This is a genomic window from Mangrovivirga cuniculi (assembly GCF_005166025.1).
GTDB classification, from domain to species: domain Bacteria; phylum Bacteroidota; class Bacteroidia; order Cytophagales; family Cyclobacteriaceae; genus Mangrovivirga; species Mangrovivirga cuniculi.
In genome coordinates this window covers 2964106-2983706 of the sequence record NZ_CP028923.1, presented here as the reverse complement: position 1 = coordinate 2983706, position 19601 = coordinate 2964106, and the positions used below count along the sequence as shown (strand labels likewise).

16 protein-coding genes are annotated in these 19601 nt (G+C 35.7%); 4 read left to right on the top strand and 12 right to left on the bottom strand.

Annotated features, from left to right (window positions below; genetic code table 11):
• Nucleotides 1-2: 2 nt before the first annotated feature.
• Nucleotides 3-563 (bottom strand): ECF-type sigma factor, encoded by a 561-nt coding sequence (locus DCC35_RS13020; protein ID WP_137091216.1) that lies wholly within the window; start codon nucleotides 561-563, stop codon nucleotides 3-5.
• A 279-nt stretch (nucleotides 564-842) separates the two neighbouring features.
• Between DCC35_RS13020 and DCC35_RS13015 the strand changes: the two genes are divergently transcribed.
• The gene (locus tag DCC35_RS13015) at nucleotides 843-1406 is read left to right on the top strand and encodes a hypothetical protein (RefSeq protein ID WP_137091215.1); all 564 of its coding nucleotides are present in this window, start codon (nucleotides 843-845) and stop codon (nucleotides 1404-1406) included.
• A gap of 49 nt (nucleotides 1407-1455) precedes the next feature.
• On the top strand, nucleotides 1456-3270 hold the full coding sequence (locus tag DCC35_RS13010; protein WP_137091214.1) for a PQQ-binding-like beta-propeller repeat protein: 1815 nt from the start codon (nucleotides 1456-1458) through the stop codon (nucleotides 3268-3270).
• 267 nt (nucleotides 3271-3537) lie between these two features.
• Here DCC35_RS13010 and DCC35_RS13005 read toward each other — a convergent pair whose 3' ends face one another.
• The 9 genes from DCC35_RS13005 to DCC35_RS12965 form a co-directional block, all read right to left on the bottom strand.
• Entirely contained in the window at nucleotides 3538-4479 is a 942-nt protein-coding gene (locus DCC35_RS13005) for a hypothetical protein (RefSeq protein WP_137091213.1), read from the bottom strand.
• Nucleotides 4480-4700: 221 nt separating this feature from the next.
• Nucleotides 4701-5099, bottom strand: a complete 399-nt coding sequence (locus DCC35_RS13000) for a glycosyl-4,4'-diaponeurosporenoate acyltransferase CrtO family protein (protein ID WP_137091212.1) — start codon at nucleotides 5097-5099, stop codon at nucleotides 4701-4703.
• A gap of 127 nt (nucleotides 5100-5226) precedes the next feature.
• The gene (locus tag DCC35_RS12995; RefSeq protein ID WP_137091211.1) at nucleotides 5227-5778 is read right to left on the bottom strand and encodes a hypothetical protein; all 552 of its coding nucleotides are present in this window, start codon (nucleotides 5776-5778) and stop codon (nucleotides 5227-5229) included.
• Between the two features lie 107 nt (nucleotides 5779-5885).
• A complete protein-coding gene (locus DCC35_RS12990; protein ID WP_137091210.1) occupies nucleotides 5886-7211 on the bottom strand; it encodes a cytochrome P450 in 1326 nt (441 codons plus the stop codon).
• A 220-nt stretch (nucleotides 7212-7431) separates the two neighbouring features.
• A complete protein-coding gene (locus DCC35_RS12985) occupies nucleotides 7432-8043 on the bottom strand; it encodes an HD domain-containing protein (RefSeq protein WP_137091209.1) in 612 nt (203 codons plus the stop codon).
• 160 nt (nucleotides 8044-8203) lie between these two features.
• Complete coding sequence (locus tag DCC35_RS12980) at nucleotides 8204-9220, bottom strand: zinc-dependent alcohol dehydrogenase (RefSeq protein WP_137091208.1); 1017 nt, start codon at nucleotides 9218-9220, stop codon at nucleotides 8204-8206.
• Between the two features lie 143 nt (nucleotides 9221-9363).
• Nucleotides 9364-11097: an amidohydrolase gene (locus tag DCC35_RS12975; RefSeq protein WP_137091207.1), complete on the bottom strand. Its 1734-nt coding sequence runs from the start codon at nucleotides 11095-11097 to the stop codon at nucleotides 9364-9366.
• A 411-nt stretch (nucleotides 11098-11508) separates the two neighbouring features.
• Nucleotides 11509-11967 carry a nuclear transport factor 2 family protein gene (locus DCC35_RS12970; protein WP_137091206.1) on the bottom strand — a complete coding sequence of 153 codons (459 nt, stop codon included), beginning with the start codon at nucleotides 11965-11967 and terminating at the stop codon, nucleotides 11509-11511.
• Nucleotides 11968-12234: 267 nt separating this feature from the next.
• Nucleotides 12235-14949, bottom strand: a complete 2715-nt coding sequence (locus tag DCC35_RS12965) for a TonB-dependent receptor (RefSeq protein ID WP_137091205.1) — start codon at nucleotides 14947-14949, stop codon at nucleotides 12235-12237.
• Nucleotides 14950-15667: 718 nt separating this feature from the next.
• Here DCC35_RS12965 and DCC35_RS12960 point away from each other — a divergent pair.
• Together DCC35_RS12960 and DCC35_RS12955 are read left to right on the top strand one after the other, a co-directional pair.
• Nucleotides 15668-16708, top strand: coding sequence for a DUF748 domain-containing protein (locus tag DCC35_RS12960; RefSeq protein ID WP_137091204.1), 1041 nt, complete (start codon nucleotides 15668-15670; stop codon nucleotides 16706-16708).
• Nucleotides 16648-17913, top strand: a complete 1266-nt coding sequence (locus DCC35_RS12955) for a DUF748 domain-containing protein (protein ID WP_137091203.1) — start codon at nucleotides 16648-16650, stop codon at nucleotides 17911-17913. Before DCC35_RS12960 ends, DCC35_RS12955 begins: the two co-directional genes overlap by 61 nt.
• Nucleotides 17914-17923: 10 nt before the next feature.
• Here DCC35_RS12955 and DCC35_RS12950 read toward each other — a convergent pair whose 3' ends face one another.
• Both DCC35_RS12950 and DCC35_RS12945 read right to left on the bottom strand, forming a co-directional pair.
• Entirely contained in the window at nucleotides 17924-18832 is a 909-nt protein-coding gene (locus DCC35_RS12950; protein WP_137091202.1) for a hypothetical protein, read from the bottom strand.
• Complete coding sequence (locus DCC35_RS12945) at nucleotides 18829-19548, bottom strand: hypothetical protein (protein ID WP_137091201.1); 720 nt, start codon at nucleotides 19546-19548, stop codon at nucleotides 18829-18831. Before DCC35_RS12945 ends, DCC35_RS12950 begins: the two co-directional genes overlap by 4 nt.
• Nucleotides 19549-19601 lie beyond the last annotated feature (53 nt).

Below are 19601 nucleotides of genomic sequence, written 5' to 3'. Positions count from 1 at the left end.
TCCTAATTTTGGTTTTTTAATGATTGCGTAATAAATGCTTTAGCGAAAGACCACTTTCTCTTTACTGTGGCAGGTGATATTGACAATAGCTCTGCCGTTTCATTTACTGTCATATTGGAAAAAAACCGACATTCTACAACATCATAAGTTGCCTTATTATTTTGTTCTAATTGCCTGAGACTTATAAAAATTTCCTCGAGATTTTCGATGGCTTCATCACTAATTTGCATCTGATTATGTATTTCAACATCTACTTTGCTGGCTTGACCACCTCTTTTACCGGCATTTTTTTTCTTGCTGTAATCCTGAAGAATATATCGCATGGCACGGCCACAGATTCTGTAAAAATGCAGCTTATTTTTATGCTCAATTTCATTGCTGTTAAGAACCTTTAAATAAGCTTCATGCACCAGTGCTGTGGTATTAATAGTGTTTTCATTCCGCCAGCTAAAACGAACTTTTCGAGCAAGGTTTTTCAGATCGTTATACACCAAATCAAATAGTTTATCTGTCGCGTCTTTATTATCCGCTCCTGACTTCTGTATCAGCAGTGTCAAATCCATGTTTTGTTCAAGTTTATCCTACCAAAATATAAAAAAATGAATCGACATTGAGCCCTTTTTCAAATGTTTTTCGAATGTGAAAGTAAAAAGATGATAAAATCAAGTGATAACCTGTTGATAAATGGAGAATATGAAAATTTTAAAAAATACATAAAAACTGATTTAAAGGTATCCTCTGACAGGAAATATCATTTATGAGTATTTACCAAAAAGGAAATCCCTTAGTATCAGAATATATCTGACAATTAATCTTTTATTTACTTTTAACTATCAAAAACTATGAAATTATTAAACATCAGAATTATTGCAGTATTAATGAGCGTATGTGTTATAATATTTTCCTGCTCAGATGATGAAGATGAAAACTTAACACCGAATAATCCAGACGGGATAGCATTGGATAATGTATCAGACGGCCAGGGAAAAGCCGCTTCATCCGGATCTTTAAATTTGAACTGGACAGGTAATGCTTCCTGGGAGTCTACTACAAGTATCAATTCGGGCGGAATAACCTATCTAAGATGGATCGTGACTTTAGAAGGTCCTACTTCAGAAGATTATATTCGGATTCAGATTGTGGAGAATGAAGCCAATTCTTCAGAAGCCGGACCTGATGATGGCACCTACATTATAGGTGGTTCGATGGATGAGAATGATGTATCGGTTTATACGAGTGAGGATTCTTACTTTTTTGATCCTTCTTCTGATGGCGAATTCGTACTAACCAAATCAGGTAATGTATTAGAAATAACTTTGGATGCCAATAATTTAGAAAAAGGAGGGATAGGCTCATCAGATCAATTAATTGATTTAGATCTTGCCTTGAAGGCATCTGAAAATTAAATCAAAAATAACGATTGTATTTATCAACTAAATTAAAATAAAAAAGACCATGAAATATATTTATATTTTTATTTTCCTGATTTTAAATCAAGGATTGACCGCCCAGGAATTTGTAAAAGTTTACGAGCATAACATCGATCGACCCCTTGGCACATTGATCAATGGAGAGTTAACTGACTTTGAAATATCGCCATCTGGTGATTATGTGATGATGCTTACCAGTGAATATGTAAAAACTTTAAATAGAGACGGTGATGTTATATTTGAGTATAGGTGTGTACCAAAAACAAACACAGGTTCATCTGTATTATCCAATGTAATTGGTGGAGAAGTAGGTAAGATGATTAGTAATATCAAGTTAGATGAAGGTAATGGGTTCTGGCTTTATGAGGACGAAAACCTAATGCTGGTACTGGATTGGAATCTGGAACAGAACCTTGTAATGGCTTTTGATCTGGCTACGGGAGAAAAATTATGGGAAACAGACGACTATCGTTATACGCCGGGTCAGGATAAGCAGCTAGCAGCAATAATGGCCGCCACTGCTGTATCTGCGGTTGCATCACAGTCATACTCAATGGGTGCAATTATGGCTGATGCTACTTTTACCTCAATCCACACTGATATGACAAGTAGGGAAGGAATAGGAAGCAAACGTGCTATGGCTTTTATTACTCCCCTTCCTGGTACTAATGATTTTCTTCTAACAAATAAGGATGGGATTACCAGTATTAACAAAAAAACAGGTCAGAAAAATTGGACCTATGATAAAAGACCACTGAAAATCGGCGAAGCAAAAGTAATTTCTCAACACGATGAAATATTATTGGTAAATAACAATCCAGCTTTTTTGACTAATAGTGAATTAAACTACAATCCAAATTATTTTATAAAACAAGGATATGTAGTCAGACTCGATATAAATACTGGTGAGGAAAAAGCAAAAGTTGATTTCAAAGGTAGCTTTAAACCAGGTCGGGTATATGTTTTAAAAGACATTTATATCCTGGATTATTTTGGCCCGGAAGCCTATGATCTTGAAACCAACGAACTCATTTACGAAGCTATATCAAAAGAAGAATATGCAGAGGATAAAACAGTCAAGACCGTAAAACTTGAAAAAGACTGGATTAACCCTTCAAAATCTGTCTACGATGGTGAAAGGATATATTATGTGAGAAGTGATTTTACTACTGTTAAAAAAAGAATAATGGGGCATGACATTAAAACAGGAGAGAAATTATGGCAGACCGATGAAATGGATAAAACTACGGGTATTGTAGATCAGACAGAAGGAGGGTTGTTGATAAAAGAATTTGGAATTGGAAAAAACTTTTTTACTAAAATAGATAAATCCACAGGAGAAATTCTGGCTGGTCCGGTTAAGATCAAACAACCCGTTTTAATTGATGACAGAAAACCGTGGTTGTTTACCACAGAAAATCATATTGTTCATAATGGCACGAGATTGTATTTTCTTGATAAAGAAACCCTTAAAGAAGAAAAAGATGTGAAACTAAAAAAAGCAAAAATCGGCGATGTTTATGCCATGGATCTTTTACCGACAGGATTTGTTATGGTAGGAGAAAAGGGTGTTGCTTTTTACGATCGCCAGGGTAACTTTGAAAGCAATATTAAAATCAATAATGTGGAAAGAGGATTGTGGACGGACAACTATATGCTGGCAATTACCGAGGGAAACATCATTCGATCCGGAGATATCCATATGATCAGTATAGATAATCAAAAAGAAGTCGATGAAATGCGTGTTTCAGATCTCACAGTTTTTTCACCCAATCTAAATCACGTTATCAGAGCAAATAATAAATTGGATTCAAGACTAGAGTTTTATTCAATAAAATAGTTAAAGTTAATTAACTACAGTTTTGAATTCCAAGGAGTTAAAAACTCAAACTTAAATCAGTGTATGAATTAAGCATGAACTCAATACGCTGAAAGTAAAATATTTCAAAAATTTGGGTAAGGTGTTTTTTTATTAAATGAGGAAGAGAATGCTCTGGAAAACCCGGAGCATTCTTTGTTTATCTAATTATGCATTAAAATCGGAGAAATTTGAGAGTGTCTGCAAAAAAAGTTGATTACAGATTTAATCGAAGGTTAGTGGATTAGATCAATCTAGTATCCATCCAACAGAATTTTCAGACATTTTTCTATAGTCGTGACCAACATTGCTAACGGTATCAATTTTCCAGTTAAATGTCCAGCTATATTGATTTGATAGTTCCTGATTCATTTTAAAGAAATTAGATCCTCGCTCTAACCTGTGCCCTCCTTGTTTCATGGCTAATTCGGTGGTTCTAAAGGTTCCTAATGCTGGATCGTTATCTAACTCACCGAGTAAAACAATTAGTTTCTTTTTATATGATTTTTGTAAATCATTTTCTAAACTGATTCCCGTGTTTTTTAATCCATATGGATATTCAATACTTTCATCTGGAAAGCTATAAAACCCGGCATTTGCGGCAACAGCGGTTTCTATCCTGGCTTCAGGCATCAAAATGACCATTCGGTGGACAAACTGACCACCGGCAGAATGACCAAACATATAATATCGCTCATTCGTGATGTTGTTTGTAGATTTGATATAATCGAATATGTTTTCTACGACTGTGTAAGCCCATTCACTCTTAGGATTACTGGTGCCAAAAAAGGTGAATAAGTTTCCTTCCTGGTAATCATTAGTAGTGTATTTGTAAAACTTATTCTCAAATTCGGGAGCAACTACCAGTAGATTGTTTTCTTCAGCAATCTCAGTCCATGCATCCAGATAATCATCTGCGTTTCTTCCTCCACCGTGCATTACAAAAACTATTTTATCCTGGTCTTCCCATCCCTCAGGTTTGTATGTCCAGACCCGAATAGATTTTCTTTTACTTTCTTTGTAAGCATGTATTACAAAAGAATCTATGCCGGAATTTATCTTATTTTTTTCTGATATTTCAGGGCCTTTCGGAAGTACGTAGAGATAAACATAACCTGTAATGGCCAATAGTGATAAGATAGAAATCGTGTAAAGGATAACTTTCTTCAAAGTTGAAAAAGTCTTGCTCATTTTTAGTTGTTTTTAGGTTGTCTCAACATAAAAAAACTTCTTGCTTATTATATAAAGATCTTTGGTTTGGTTAACAATAGATTTCGCTATTTTTTGACAACAAAAAGCTTGCCGATATTTGAAGGCGAAAATAGATTTTTACCTGCCAATATCAAATCTTTTATAGGATTATAAACTACCATTTAAAGAAAATAGAAAATAGATGGGCACTGGTTTTGATTTTAATCACCAGGTGTTTGTTCAATACGGTCAATTTTAAGTATTTGATATATACGAAACCTATTATATCGCTGAAGTATTATAGGATAAACATTAAAGGGTATATTGATAATTACAACTGACAATGCCTGTAAAAATTTGCCCTCCAATAAGGTTTCAACACTTAAAATCAGAAGTATTAACATCACTATTAAATGAACTACCTCATTTTGTTTTGTTTTATTGATGAACTTTTTAAATGCTTCATTATAGTTTTCTGATCGATTTTTGAGTGGAAGCCATCCTTGCTTTTGAGAGTAATTTTCACCAAAAAAATTTAGTAGGTGCTTTTTGAATTTTCTTACACCAATTAGTTCATAGAAAGGGATTTCTTTTTTCCTGGGTTTGAAATACCAATTCATAAAATAATTTCTTTAAAATACTTAGTTGGAAGAATATGGATTTTAGATTTGCGTTTGAGAAGAAATTGCCATAATACTAATTCTCATTTAGAGACTACCGGAATATATAACGATGGACTAGAATTTATTAATCCATAACAAGAGGAGATGTCATATCAGATCGAATCGTCCATTTATCATCATATATATTCTTATAAGTTATTTCGACTACCACTTTATTATCATTATCTGAAGGCATATTTTCGATGTCATAGGGGAATTCGAAGAGATCACTTAAGACAATTTTCGAATTGGCATTTGTTCCCTTAACATAAAGCTCGATTCCATCATTCGCTGGTATAATTCTACCAGGGTACAAACGGTTTATAGTTACCGTGTTTTCATTCGCATTAGTTTCATATAAATATCCGTAAGGATCGGTTTCATATACCTTATCTTCATCGATCACTGCTACTTTTTCTATAAAAGCTGGTCCTAGTCCACGGTTTGCCAGCCATATTTTTTCTGTTAATTCATCATCATTTTGATTTACACTGTACCCAATCATGAGACTAGGCATCACAGAAGCTTTTTGTTCCTTGCGCATTAAGTTTGTTTGATACAAAATCATAAAAAGCGTTCCGACACTGACAATTATTGCTGTTACGCTGACGAGTCTATCCGGATTATATTTTTTCATTTAGTTTGTTTTATCATGGTTGTATAAGCAAAATCCTCTTCACCAAACCCTGGTTGATACTAAGATGATAAATTTCAAAATAATTTATTGAATGTCAAACTCAAAGTTTAGCGAGTAGTAAAAGTTATAAATGCTTTTTTTGGTTTCAGTGTGATTAGGGGGCGGATTTGAATTTCTTCTTCTGTAATAGAAAGTTTATATTTTGTAATAAGCTCTGCAATTGCAATGACCATCTCATAGATAGCGAAATTGTTTCCGATACACTTCCTGGGGCCTGCCCCAAAAGGGTAATAATTCGATGTTCGAGATTCGTCAAATCGATCCGGGTTAAACGAATCCGGAGCAATCCAATGATCTTTATGCCGATGAATTTCAAAGAGGGAAAACAATATGTTCGTTCCGGCAGGGAATGTTTTCCCCTGGAATTCGTCGTCTTCAATGTTTACCCTGTCCAGAAAATAGGCAGGAGGATAAAGTCTTAATGACTCCTTGATCACCTTCCGGGTGTAAGGACAGTTTATATACAGTTGCATAAGATCATCTCCGCAAATCTTTTTGGCCTCCTTTACTTCTTCAACAATTTTTTGTTGTGCCTGATTGTTTTGTGCAAGCAGCTCACAAGTGAAGGTCAGCGCATTGGAACTCGTTTCATATCCTGCTGTGAATAAAACGAGTATTTCGTCAATTAACTGGCTTTCTGTAATGGTAGTACCGTCTTCATATCTTGAATCCAATAACATGTCCAGCAAGTCACCTTGTTTCTCACTGCTTTGCTTTCTTTCTCTGATCACGTTTTTAAGTATTGCCCTGGCTTCCTCTGTCTTCTCCAGGTGCCTTTCTATTTTTCCACTCAATTTAAAGTACCAGTTTAAGTAGGGTTGGCGCAGTTCTTTGGCCAGCATTTGTTGTGCTGAATCTGTTGTGTTTTGTAATCTGTTAATTTCTTTTTGTCCAATAGCACTGCTAAACAATGATTTTACTACGGTTTGAAAAGCCAGATCATTAAATACAGGCAAGATGTCTGTTGGTTTACCAGTCTGGATCTTATCTAATTCGGCAATGATGGCGGACTTTATTTTATATAAAATTCCTTCTAGTTGCTTTTTATGAAATGTGGGTTGAATGAGTTTTCGTTGCTGCTTCCAGAGTTCTCCCTCAGAAGTCAATAAGCCGTGGCCCAGGTATTTTGCTACTTCTTTTGTCTGGATGTCTGATTTTTTGTAATTCTTTTGGTTTTTTTGGAGCACATATTCGGCCAGGGCCGAATCGCGGGTGAAAATGATTTTTCTGCCAAAACCAAGGTCAAGCTGGTAAGTGTCTCCCAATTCTTCAAAATTTTCATGATGAAAAGGCAAAGGGTTTTCCAGTATTCTCCTTGCATTGGTATAAAATCGCAAGGGAGATACTATAGGTATGCCTTTTATAGCTTTCATCTCAACGTGGGGACTTCGGAGTTTATTCGCAATTTTTTATGGAAGATAGTTTTTAAGCGGTACGATGCCATCAATGATGGCTTATGTTAAATAATGTATGGTTTTTTCTAATTAAATCAAAGCAATGTATCCATGGGATTTAATTAATTATTGGCGGAGGGGAATGTATGGAGAGGGTTTAGAAAATCTCTTATTGGTTTTTTTTAATATTAAAAATCTTTTAACTCAGTTGACTTAATTCATCCTTCAGGTTTTCTTTTGCCCGAGCTTCATACTTGTCTTTAAAGTATTCTGTTTTATAAATAGGATCTAATTCTAAAATGTGTTTTAGAGCTTTTTTTCTGCCTTTTTTATAGATAAAGTTGGGGTATATCCAATATTCTTTTCTTACGTTTTGACAATACCTTTTGTATTCTTCCGGACTGGCACCTAATATAGAAAGGTCAAGATCCAGCAAAATATTTGTGTCCTTGTCTGATGATAGTTTATGTTCTTTAGTTGCTTCTATTTGAGCAATGCATTCAGCTATATGGGGGAATGAAGTTTTAGATACCCTTCTTTTAAATAAAAGTGCACTTTGATGTTCGTTATTGCCTTTTGTAGCCTTATAAATTATATCGTGATAATAGATGGAGAAAAGTAAAGCATCTTTATTCTGGATTTCCGACTCAACATTTTCCATTTCATTAATCATATTTGACAGATGCTCAAGAGTATGATAGTAACGGGAGCCTGAAGTATAGTTTTTCTCAATTTCTTTCCAGCAATTCATATTATAATCCGGATTAGCTGAATATTCTCCTATTAATTTGAGAAAGTTATTTTTAATCATTTTATAGTTAAATACCATGATATTATAAATAACCTCATCATTATGCAAAACAACAAATTAGTTTTCATACAGTTAATGAAGATTATAATTCAATTTTCAGGATCTAATAATTGTAGTTTTAGAATTTGAAATTATTCTTAGCCCGGTAAAATCGTAAATACTAGATGCTGTCAACAATCACCTTTACCGATTTTCTGCTATCCGCTTGTGTTTCAAAAGCTTTAGGTAGCTCATCTAATGGGAAATGATGAGAAACAATCGGACTCAGGTCCACCTCGCCTGATGCCATTAGATCTATTGCCTCTATAAAATCATTTGGAGTATAAAACAATGATCCCAGAATGTTTAGCCGTTTGTAAACGACAAGGTTTGGATCTAGAGATAATTCTTTGCTATAAATAGCCAGAATTGTTAAGGATCCATCTGGTGCTAATAGATTAACTGATTGACTAAAAACTGCTCCAACGCCAGAGCATTCGAAGGCTGCATTGAGGTTGGGGAGTTCTCCAGCATAATTGAGAGAATTAACTGTGCCAAAATTATTTATTATTAAGTCATCAAGTTTGTCATCAGAGGAGGGATTGAAGGTGTAATTAGCGCCCAGTTGCTTAGCTAATTCCAATCGTTTATCACTAATATCTGAAGCGATAATATTTTTTATTCCTTTACTTTTAAGACCTGCAATAGTCACAAGTCCGATGGTACCACAGCCGGTAACTAAAACTGAATCTTCTTTTGTCAGATTTGTTTTATTGATAGCTGCCAATCCAACGGAAAAGGGTTCTATTAAAGCTCCTTTCTCACTGTTGACGCTATCGGGTATAGAGAAAGTGTTTGTATTTTTTTCAGCATTATCGATTTTGACATACCTGGCAAACCCTCCCGGACTAACTCCGAGACCAATTCCATTTTCCATCGGATTTATGACTACTCTTTCACCGACGTTCAAATCCTTGACTTTACTTCCTTTTTCTATTATTTCTCCACAAAATTCATGTCCTAAAACTGATCCTTCGGGTACCAGTCCTTCATGATAAATATGCAGGTCGGTTCCACAGATACCAGTCATTTCTACTTTTACGATAATACTGTTTTCATTTATGACTGGTGCTTCTTTTTCATCCACGCGAATATCGTGTACGCCATGAAATACTCCGGAGGGATTTGAATTATTCATGCTTTTAAAATTTTGATTATTAATAATACTTACCTGGTCGCCAGGTGGGGTACTATATAATTTAAGCAATTTAATAGTTTAAAACACTCTTGAAAATAGACAAAAGATTTGATTGAGATTTTCATAAACTATTGACTACTTACTCAATCCGAATGGAAAGCAGCTTCCATTTCCCTTCTGTAAACAGAATTTCCTTCCTTAATAGTTTCGAGAACAACGATATTTTTTATTTCTTCTTCAGGAACTTTTAAAGGGTTTTTATCGAGGATCACCAGGTCAGCCATTTTTCCTTCTTCAAGGGAGCCTTTAGAGTCTTCTTCAAAATGCTGATAGGCCGACCAACTGGTAATTGCCTGTAAAGCTTCATAAGGTGTTAGTCTTTCTTCAGCACCAATAACTTCGCCTGAGCGGGATTTTCGCTCTACTGTAATTCCTACCATGCGCATCATATTCGGCAAGGCAACTGGTGCATCCGTATGGATCGTCAATTTCACTCCTTTATCTAATGCTGTCCTGGTGGGACTGATTTTATTTCCAAGGCTATCTCCAATAATTTGTTTATGCCAGTCTCCCCAATAGAAAGTATGTAACGGAAATAAAGAGGCGATAATGTCCAGTTTTTTTAAGGAATCGATTTGGTCATTTCTGATGTACTGACCATGGATAAGAACAGTTCTTCTATCATCGTTTCCATATTTTTCAATTGCAGGCTTTATCGTTCTGATCATTTGGTCCATTGCCGCATCACCGTTAGCATGAGTAAGGACTTGCCAGTTGTTCTTAAATGCTTTTTCATAAATAAGCATAACTGTGGTGTCATTCGGGATAGCAGGATATCCGCTGTAATCATTATCAGCGCCATCCGGAGGGATCAGATATGGTTGAGTTCTCCAGGCAGTTCTACCCTGGGGAGAGCCGTCCAGTGTCAATTTCATACCTCCAATTCGGTAATGATTATCGTACGTTTTACTATTCCATTTTGAAGACATATAATTGTCCGCCAGGGAATAATCTATATAGCTGACTACATCCAGCTTGAGTTTGCCTTCTTCAGCGTTTTTAGCGAGTGATTCATGATTTTGCATAGTTCTGCCTTCCTGGGCAGTGGTATATCCGTAAGAAAGTGCCATCATTTGACCTTCCTCAAAGAATTTATCCATTGCTTCTTTGCTTGAAGGGGTGAGGGCTTTAGCAAAGTAGGGGATCGCTGCTAACTCCTCCAATACGCCGTTTGGCTCATTGTTGTCCTCTCTCCTGATAATTCCCCCTTCAGGATCCGGTGTGTTTGCATCAATGTTTAATTCTTCCAGTCCTTTGGAATTAACTACTGCGAAATGCCCTGAAATATGGATGATCATGATTGGAAATTCTGTGGATACTTTGTCCAGATCGTGTTTTGTAGGAAACCTGTTTTCCTCTAATACAGAATCATCAAACCCCATTCCGAAGATCCAACCAGTTAACTCTCTGTTTTTCGGTGTATTCCATTCTTTTAATATTTTAACCATCGAAGGAATGTCTTTGGCCCCGGCATCAGGTGGAGGAAGAATTTGGGCACCAATTGCCTGGGAAGAAAAGGATGAAAAGTGAGCATGACCGTCGATCAATCCCGGAAGCATTGTCTTACCTTTTAAATCGATAGCTTTATGGTTTCTTCCTGCTTTCTCCCTAGCTTTATCAAGGCTTCCGGCAAAAACAATTTCGCCATCTTGTACTACCAGTGCTTCGACATATTCCGGAGAATCACCTTTCATGGTTAAAATGTCTCCACCACTGTAAATGGTAGAATAGCTTGTATTTTCATTTGATAGATCAGATCCACAAGATATAATGGTAGTTAGTACCAAACTCAGGAGGAGGAATTGCAGTGTTTTCATAAGAAGTGGGTCATATTATTTTATCCAAAAAATCATACAACTACTTTTGGGATAAATTTTAATTGTTATACTCTCAGATATGAGTGAGTGTACTTGTAAAATAATCAATCTAATTGTACTGAAGTAGTATGAATCTAAATTTATTCGTTACCTGACTATTCTGGGTATGTAAAAGGATTTTTGGTGTTAATTATTAAACAATGGATTACAAATCCATGGATAAGGCTTCGGAATTGCAAATTCCAAGGAGCATAATAGTATCATTAAATCTGTATAACTTATACAAAGAGCTCTCATATTAAAATACTGCTGTTCGACATTTGTAATGTCGTGCTGTTATCGTAGGATTTGTAATCCGAATTGAAAGATTACCTTGAATGTGGAGATACAGTCAAGCAGAAGTAATTTTTCTTATTCCATCTTAACCCTCGTAGAGTGTAGCATGTCTAATTTCCAGCCATCATCGGTTAGTACAGCGGTTGCACTTTCCAGCCAATATGCTTTTCGTACTATCTTTTGATCTACGATAAATTCTGCATGATTATGATAAGCGATCCAGGCTGTTTTGCCGGTAATCTTAATATCGATGACTTCAATTTTGTTAATTCTTTCAGGCATGGGCTTTCTCATTATCGCCTTATCCAGATAATGGGCAATCGTATCATTTGTCCACACTTCTCCATGTTCTAAAAGGAGAAAATCTTCCGTGTAGTATTTTTCTATGTTTTCAGAGTCTAACTCAGACCATATGCCATCGAAAGATTCAACAATAAGATTATATATTTTTGCTTTTTCAGCAACTTCCTGGCTTTGTCCGTATGAGATTACTGATAAAAATAGAATTAAAGATAATAGTAGATTGTTTTTCATGATTTAGCTGATCCTGTCTTTTTTTAGTTAATAATTACCTGCCTAATATAAGATATTTTTTTTCTAATACTTTATACAAGTTCTTAGGTCTTTAATTTAATAGCCTAATTGTGTTAATGAAAAACAGAAGATTTATATTCTGAATGCAATAATAGAAAATGTTAAAATTTAATTCAGATTAAGTGATTTGAATAACTGGGTAAAAGTAAAAACAAAAAAACCGGACCTATTCAAAGTCCGGTTTATAAGAATTTATAATGTCAAATATTAGAATTGGTAAATAAACCCGATTTTATAGAAGCGTCCCATGAAACCAAACTGGTTAACTTCCCAGGGGTATCTGAATCTTCCACCAAGGTCGGTAACAAAATCACCTTTGGTATCTATTTCATCAGGATACACATCTAATAAATTGTTAACAGTAACATTAACATTTAGTCTATCAACGATATCGTAATCCAGTATCAGGTCAGTGATCACCTTTCCGGCAAAAACCTGGTCATATGCTGCATCTTCAGTTGGAAGAGGAGTTCCTCCAGGACCTAATGGAGCTCCATTAAGTCCATTGTCAAAGTGTCTCCAGGTAACTTCACCAAAGTAAGTGTTATTAAGAGTGGCACCAAATTTTCCTACTTCATAGTTTATACCAAAAAGAACTTTGGTATTTGGTCTGGCAGTTGTAACTCTTGATTGCTCTTTTCTGTTGAATATATCATACCCTTCTTCACCGATTACACCAGGAGCTTCAATAGAGCCTTCTATTGAAGTTTTATTATAGTTCATTGATAAAATCAAGTCTAATGTACCGTCTCCGATTATGATATTTGTGTAATCTGCAATTATATCAACACCCTGGGTTCTTGTATCTAGTGCATTAACAAAGAACTTGATACTTGTAACATTGTTATCGATTAATATTTGTTCTACCGGATTGGTTGTTGCATCATCGTCATCAAAGCCAATTTCACCAGTAAACAATACTCTGTCATCAATAGTGATGTTATAATAATCAGCAGAAACTGAGAATTTTTCAGAGAATCTGTATGTTATACCGGCTGAAATATTAAATGATGTTTCTGCATCAAGAGCTGGTACACCTAAAGCCTTTATCACCGGATCCACATTATTAAACGTACCCTGGTTAGATACAGTACCACCGGATACTAATGTCTGAACATTACTTAAATAAATTTGATGTAATGATGGAGCTCTGAAACCGGTACTAAGTGAAGCTCTGATCGCACCGTTACCTTCAGCAAAAAGTTGTCTTGCGTTAACTTTCCATGAAACATTGCTACCAAAGTCTGAATAGTTCTCATATCTGATTGCAGCTCCTACTAAGAAATTTTTAGTGGCATCCCAGTCGGCACCGGCATATACACCAATATTACTTCTGTCTTCTTTAAGGGCATTGCCAGGTTGTAAACCCGGAAAAGATTGAGCCCCGCCACCTTCATAAGATTCCGGTTGACCAGCTTCTACTTCAAATACTTCTCTTCTTATCTCTGTACCAAAATAGAATTCCAGATTGTCAAATGTTCTTGAAATATCCAGGTTACCAATGGTTGTTCCAAAACTATAGGCTCCGGCGTCAAAAGAAGTAGGGCTATTCGGTAATAAGTCTACATTTATAGTATTACCAATTGTATAACCTACACTATTTCCACCTGTCGTTAAACTCAGATCGGTTCTCCATTCACCTAACTCATATTTATTACCGATAGTGAAAGTATAGTCATCAATATCAGTCTCGAAAGTTGGTTGAAAGCCATCATAAGTTTCTCCGGGAGGAGTTAATAGTCCGGCATCGTCCGTAATCCAATATGGTGCTCTGTAGAGAGCAAACGATTTTCCCTGGCGGTAAGTATAACCTCCAAAAGCATAGAACTGTCCTTTGTCATTAGCATAATTTGAAGCGAAATTACCATAGAAAGAAGCCTTGTCAAATTCCGGCTGTCCTACAATCATTCCTAAGTCAGGATTAGCTTCCAGCCAGTCACTCCAGTCCGGATCATCACTTTCAATGCCAAATAAAGGATCTTCTCCCGGTTCACCTGCTCTGTTTGTCTCATCCTGATGATAATAACTGGCAGTAAGATTTAAAGTGGTATTTTCAGAGAATTTGAATCCTTTATTAATGGAAAGGTCATACATGAAACCATCTCCCTGTTCACTAATTCCAGTTGTGAAATTAGCAGAACCTTTGGTGTTATCTTTAAGTACGACGTTGATTACACCGGCAATCGCATCCGAACCGTATTGAGCTGCAGCACCATCACGTAGAACTTCAACTCTTTCGATCGCTGCTGTGGGAATACTCTTCATGTCTACCCCGACTTCACCTTTACCCGGAGTGTCATTAACATATACCAGGGCACTCTGGTTTTTCCTTTTTCCATTTAATAAAACAAGGGTTCTGGATGGCCCCAGGTTTCTTAATTCAGAAGGGTCAAAGTGAGCAGTTGCGTCAGAAATAGTTTGATTGGAGGTGTTGTAAGAAGGTACCCGGTATGCAATCATTTTTTCTATGTTAGGTTGACCGCTTGCCATAAGTTCACTTGCATCGATATTATCGATTGGTACAGGTGATTCGATAACTGTCCTTGGTCTGCCACGTGATCCAACAACCACCACCGATTCCAATGTAGAAATATCCTCTATCAGAATAATATTGTAGTTATTCTTTGTGGTGACTTCCACTTCTATAGTTTCGTAACCAATGAAAGAGATAACTAGAGTCTGACCTATGCTCGCTTTAATTGAAAAACTACCGTCAGTTTCAGTAACTGTACCTCTTGTGGTTCCCTGAACCTGGACACTTGCGCCAATAACCGGTTCTTCAGTAGCAAAATCAGTTACCTTACCAGTTATTTCCTTCAAATCTTGTGCATTTACATTTTCGGTAAATGCAAATAAAAAAGCCAGTATTAATCCATAATACAGCGCTTTGTTTGGTGTTAAAGTTTGGTTTAACTTTTTCATTTGTTGTTTATTTAGGTAAAACTATTTAAGCAAAGCAGATTATCCTTTGCGTTATTTATCAAATTATAAAATTTTTTTAAGTAAAAGGAGTTATTTATAAATTTTACTTACTGTAATATTGGGATTCAACGAATATTTATAAATATAATTTCTATGTTAAAACTAATTGTAAATATTATTTTGTTACAGTGGATTGTGTAATAATGGGTTTTAAATTCATTCACCTGATGTGTTAGGTCTTTTTGTAAGAGGAGCTGTGTAAATAATCTAATTATAAATTGATATAATCGTTCAGCGCTTAACTTTTAAATTGAATAACATTCATTAATACGATTGTATATATTTATTAAATATTTATCTGCAATTAATGACTATTTCTAAATTGTTTAAATATAATTGATAATGGATTTAATTGAAAAATAGAAGGGCGATAGCGTTCTAAGAGAAATGAAATGATACTAATTATTTATTTCATACTTATAATGGTACAATTGTTTGATATAGCACCAGTAAAGTATAAGTTTATTAATCGAATTCTTATTAATAACCTTTAAACTTTAGCATTGTAATTATACCCTGGAATTCTTAACTTAATTAGGTTGGCTATTGACTGATGTGAATCTTCATTTCATTACTACGGAATTTTTACATTGATCTACGGTAGTCCGGGTAGCTTATCAATTTAAATTTGTTATATATAATAGCCTTAGAGATTCCTATGTTAAAAAAAATCATTCTGTATACTCTTGCAGGACTCTTTGCGATTATACTGCTTGTCCTTGTATTAATTCCCTTTGTTGTTCCCGGTTATATAGAGAAAAACAGTAAGGAATGGATAGGTAGAAAAATTACTCTTGATAAAATGAGAATCAATTATTTTACCGGGACCGTTAGGTTATATGATTTTGATTTATATGAAAAAGATGATTCGACTGTTTTTGTGGGCTTTGATACCCTTATTGTCAATACGGAGCCATATCGATTAATTGGTAATAATTTTGTGATAGAACAATTTTACCTGCAGGGTTTGTTCGTCGATGTGATTATGTATGATTCTGCTTTTAATTTTGATGATTTGATGGAATTGGGAAATGATTCAACAGCTGTTGCAGAGGAGGAGCCCACCACAGATGAAGATCCAATGAAGTTTGAATTGTCAAATATGGAGCTACGGGATGCGAAATTTATCATTCAGGATGCGGAAATACAGGATAGTATTGAGATGAAAAATTTTGATTTTTTTCTACCTTATTTGGTTTGGAATCAGGAGGAAGATAGTAAAGCAGATCTCCGGTTTGATTTCAAAAATAAAGGTTACTTCGAATCTGTTGTTGATTACAATCCGGGAAGTGGTGATTTTAAAGTAGATTTTGAATTGGGTAATTATGATATTTCCGGCTACCAGAAATTTGCGGAGAAGTATGTCGAAATCGGAAAATTCAAAGGTAAAGTGGATATAAAGATGATTTTTGACGGCAACCTTGATCAACCGCTTCAAACTACGATTGCCAGTAATTTTAAGTTAAGTGACTTTGCTCTGTATGACGATAAGGATCATGTAATGATAGGCGCAAACCATTTACTTATAGATGTTAAGGAGTTAAATCTTGAAGAAAAAAAGATTATGATTGATTCGATTCATTTTTTAGAGCCAACGCTGTATTTAGAGGCGTATGATACCACAAGTAATATAGCTCAATTTATAAATCGTGTCATGCACCCGAAGAACAAGATTCGGTACAACAGGAAGAAGAATTAGTAGCCGAAAATGGTTCCCGATATGAGGAAATTGAGGAAGACTCGATTTCAAATGACACTACGCAACAATTTTACGTAAGCATTAATACTTTTTTACTGGAGAAAGGAAAAATCGATGTAGTCGACCGCACCCATGAAAAATTATTTGAATATGACATTTCTGATATCCTTGTTAGCGCTGATTCTGTAAGCAATGATGATCCTACTCTCGATGTAGATATAAGTATGAATCTAAGCGATCGGGGTAAGATGGTGAGTGATATACTAGTTGATCTGGTCAATCCCGGGGAGATGAGTATGAATTTTACGATATCAAGTTTGATGCTGGAAGATTTTGACGTGTTCAGCAGGGAAGCAACCGGTTATCCACTGTTATACGGAGATATGTATTTGAAATCCGAAACGGTAGTTCATAATGACTCGATAAAAAGTCAGAATGAAATAGTAATTAATAACATAAAATTCGGTCGCCGTCAGCAAATGATTGGTCCACCTGTAAAATTTGCTATGTTTCTTTTAAAAGATAAGGACAAGGTGGTTAATATCGAAATGCCTATTGAAGGACCAGTGGGAGAATCTGGATCAGAGATAGGTAAAATGATATGGGATACTTTTAGTGGATTATTAGTGAAAGTAGCTTCCACACCATTTAAGTTTATCGGAGCAGTCTTGAATGTTTTTGATACTGATATTAAACGAATCAAATATGACTATATGGATACCACTCTTACCGCTCACAGGCAAAAGCAATTAGATGTTTTATTAAAGCTTGAGGATCATGAAGAGGAATTAAAGATCGATCTGATATATTATAAAGATTCACTGCTCGAGCGTCAGGAAATTGCTAAATATCTGGTCGCAGAGCAATTGGGTGTTAAGGAAAAGAAGAATTATGATAAATATGAAAAGAGGTTAAGAAAACGTGTAGAAAGGCAATTAAAATCCGATACACTTTCATTAGAGGAAGCTTGTCTTCGTCTTGCTGACAGGGAGAGTGTAGATGAAATGTCGGCAATGCTGGATAGTGCACGTTTCCAAAGCCTGAGGAACTATTTAGTAAGTCAGCGTGATACTACGGAAATACACCTTTATATGTCAAAAATCTCAGCTCCGAATAACGAAGAAAGAAAACCCCGCTTCGAAGTGAAGCTCGGCATGAAGGACGATTTTATCGAAGAAAAGTATATTAATAAAGGAAAAGATTGAGGATACATTCTTATTTATTTTTACCTGATATGGAGGGATTTGATAGTGAATGCCCTTGTTTACTTTTATGATTAATTTCATAATTGAATTTAAGAACACGCATTCCCCACAGAGTAAGCTTCTGTTCTGCAAAAATCTTATTATTCCGTGCAAATACGATTAGCTCATCCTGAAACGAACTCACATATTGAGCCCAGAACTTTCCTTTTGAGTCGTTAAGTAAAAAATAAAATCCCGGATCGCCAAAATTTCTTCCAGACGATTTAAGCTGAAGTTCTCCATTTGAGCCTACTTTTGGAGATAAAATAACTGTTGCGTTGCCTTTTGGCAAAGGGAATATTGCCTTAACACAAGCTTCCCCAGTCGGGAGTATACAGGTAGTGTATATCCCTGAATATAGCACCTGGCCGGTAGATTTAAAGGTACGATACCAAAATGTGTATTTAACTAAACCTGACTTATGGTTATAAAGGGTTATTATTTCACTATTTATCTGCTCTGAGGCTTTTAAATTGCCAATGGGAACATTTAACTGGTTAATTCTGCTACTAAATAATATATTAACCAGATGACCAAAAAATTTAAATGGAGGATTCCATTTTACGGAAAAATTCAGAAAGTAATTTGCTGTGTTTTCATAGAAATCAATTACTTCCGGGGAGAGCCGTTTAAGTTCTTTATCTGGTAGATTAAGTTTGTCGATTGAGGGTATAAGACCCTGGGAAGTAGTGTTTCTTTGTATTGTTAATTCCTCGTCCTCTGCCAGTTGTTTAATGAAATCTTCACCCGCCAGGTCTGTTTTACCAAATGGACCCATCAACCATGGTACAGAATCGGGATCTATTTTCCTTCCCCATAGGATTGCCCATTGTTGGGTAAACCAGTCCTGAAACTTTTGTAAAGGATCTGCCAGGCTCATTTTGGTTCTGATTGTTTAATGCCGGGAATTATATCAGAGCGGTTTTCCCATACACCATATTCTGCGATCGGTTTAAATCGCAATGTTGTGAATTCAAAATGAAAATCCTTTCGTTCCTTTTCTTTCATTGCATTAGAATGACGTTTTGGTCTGGGAACCTCACTATGACCATGCACCATTTTGACCATATCCTCCTGCTTCTTCCAGACAGAAAAGGTAGAAACTGTCCTGGGGAGCCTGATTGATGCCAGGGCTAAAGTAGTACCCGGATGGTCACGCACTAGTTTTTCTACCGGTCTTCCCCAGTGAATGAACCTTGGTACCTCGGGAAGTTTCATCCTGGCAAGGGTCACGGCGACTACCGGTGCTTCCGGATCGTCTTCCTCATCACGAGCACCAGGGATTTCAAAACCACTAATCTTACCCCATTGTCGTAAATAAATTAACCGGGTGTGCCATCCTTTATTTAAGGATTTGCCAAAAGAATTTTGTTCCAAAAAATTTTCCAGTGCGGCTTCATTTTCCCATTGGGCAAATACTGCTACCTTGCGAATTAACATTCTGGAAGGAGAAAATATTTTAGATCCCAGGGTCATTGCGGTCATGCATTCGGCATGAATCAATCCGGGGACCTCCTTTGATGTAGGAGGGAAGAGGTATGCCTTAAGAGCAGAAAGGTAATTTGTTTTTACCAGGTGGTAAGTAAATAGACTCATGATAACTTATATACAAAAAAATGATTTCAGCATCTATTTATAAGTGCTGAAAA

Bases quoted from the DNA above. Each gene is read 5' to 3' on its own strand.
- DCC35_RS12990 (WP_137091210.1), bottom strand. From the start codon at position 7,211: ATGAAAGCTATAAAAGGCATACCTATAGTATCTCCCTTGCGATTTTAT.
- DCC35_RS13015 (WP_137091215.1), top strand. From the start codon at position 843: ATGAAATTATTAAACATCAGAATTATTGCAGTATTAATGAGCGTATGT.
- DCC35_RS12995 (WP_137091211.1), bottom strand. From the start codon at position 5,778: ATGAAAAAATATAATCCGGATAGACTCGTCAGCGTAACAGCAATAATT.
- DCC35_RS12980 (WP_137091208.1), bottom strand. From the start codon at position 9,220: ATGAATAATTCAAATCCCTCCGGAGTATTTCATGGCGTACACGATATT.
- DCC35_RS12985 (WP_137091209.1), bottom strand. From the start codon at position 8,043: ATGATTAAAAATAACTTTCTCAAATTAATAGGAGAATATTCAGCTAAT.
- DCC35_RS12945 (WP_137091201.1), bottom strand. From the start codon at position 19,548: ATGAGTCTATTTACTTACCACCTGGTAAAAACAAATTACCTTTCTGCT.
- DCC35_RS13000 (WP_137091212.1), bottom strand. From the start codon at position 5,099: ATGAATTGGTATTTCAAACCCAGGAAAAAAGAAATCCCTTTCTATGAA.
- DCC35_RS12965 (WP_137091205.1), bottom strand. From the start codon at position 14,949: ATGAAAAAGTTAAACCAAACTTTAACACCAAACAAAGCGCTGTATTAT.
- DCC35_RS12950 (WP_137091202.1), bottom strand. From the start codon at position 18,832: ATGAGCCTGGCAGATCCTTTACAAAAGTTTCAGGACTGGTTTACCCAA.
- DCC35_RS13005 (WP_137091213.1), bottom strand. From the start codon at position 4,479: ATGAGCAAGACTTTTTCAACTTTGAAGAAAGTTATCCTTTACACGATT.
- DCC35_RS12960 (WP_137091204.1), top strand. From the start codon at position 15,668: ATGTTAAAAAAAATCATTCTGTATACTCTTGCAGGACTCTTTGCGATT.
- DCC35_RS13020 (WP_137091216.1), bottom strand. From the start codon at position 563: ATGGATTTGACACTGCTGATACAGAAGTCAGGAGCGGATAATAAAGAC.
- DCC35_RS12975 (WP_137091207.1), bottom strand. From the start codon at position 11,097: ATGAAAACACTGCAATTCCTCCTCCTGAGTTTGGTACTAACTACCATT.
- DCC35_RS12970 (WP_137091206.1), bottom strand. From the start codon at position 11,967: ATGAAAAACAATCTACTATTATCTTTAATTCTATTTTTATCAGTAATC.
- DCC35_RS13010 (WP_137091214.1), top strand. From the start codon at position 1,456: ATGAAATATATTTATATTTTTATTTTCCTGATTTTAAATCAAGGATTG.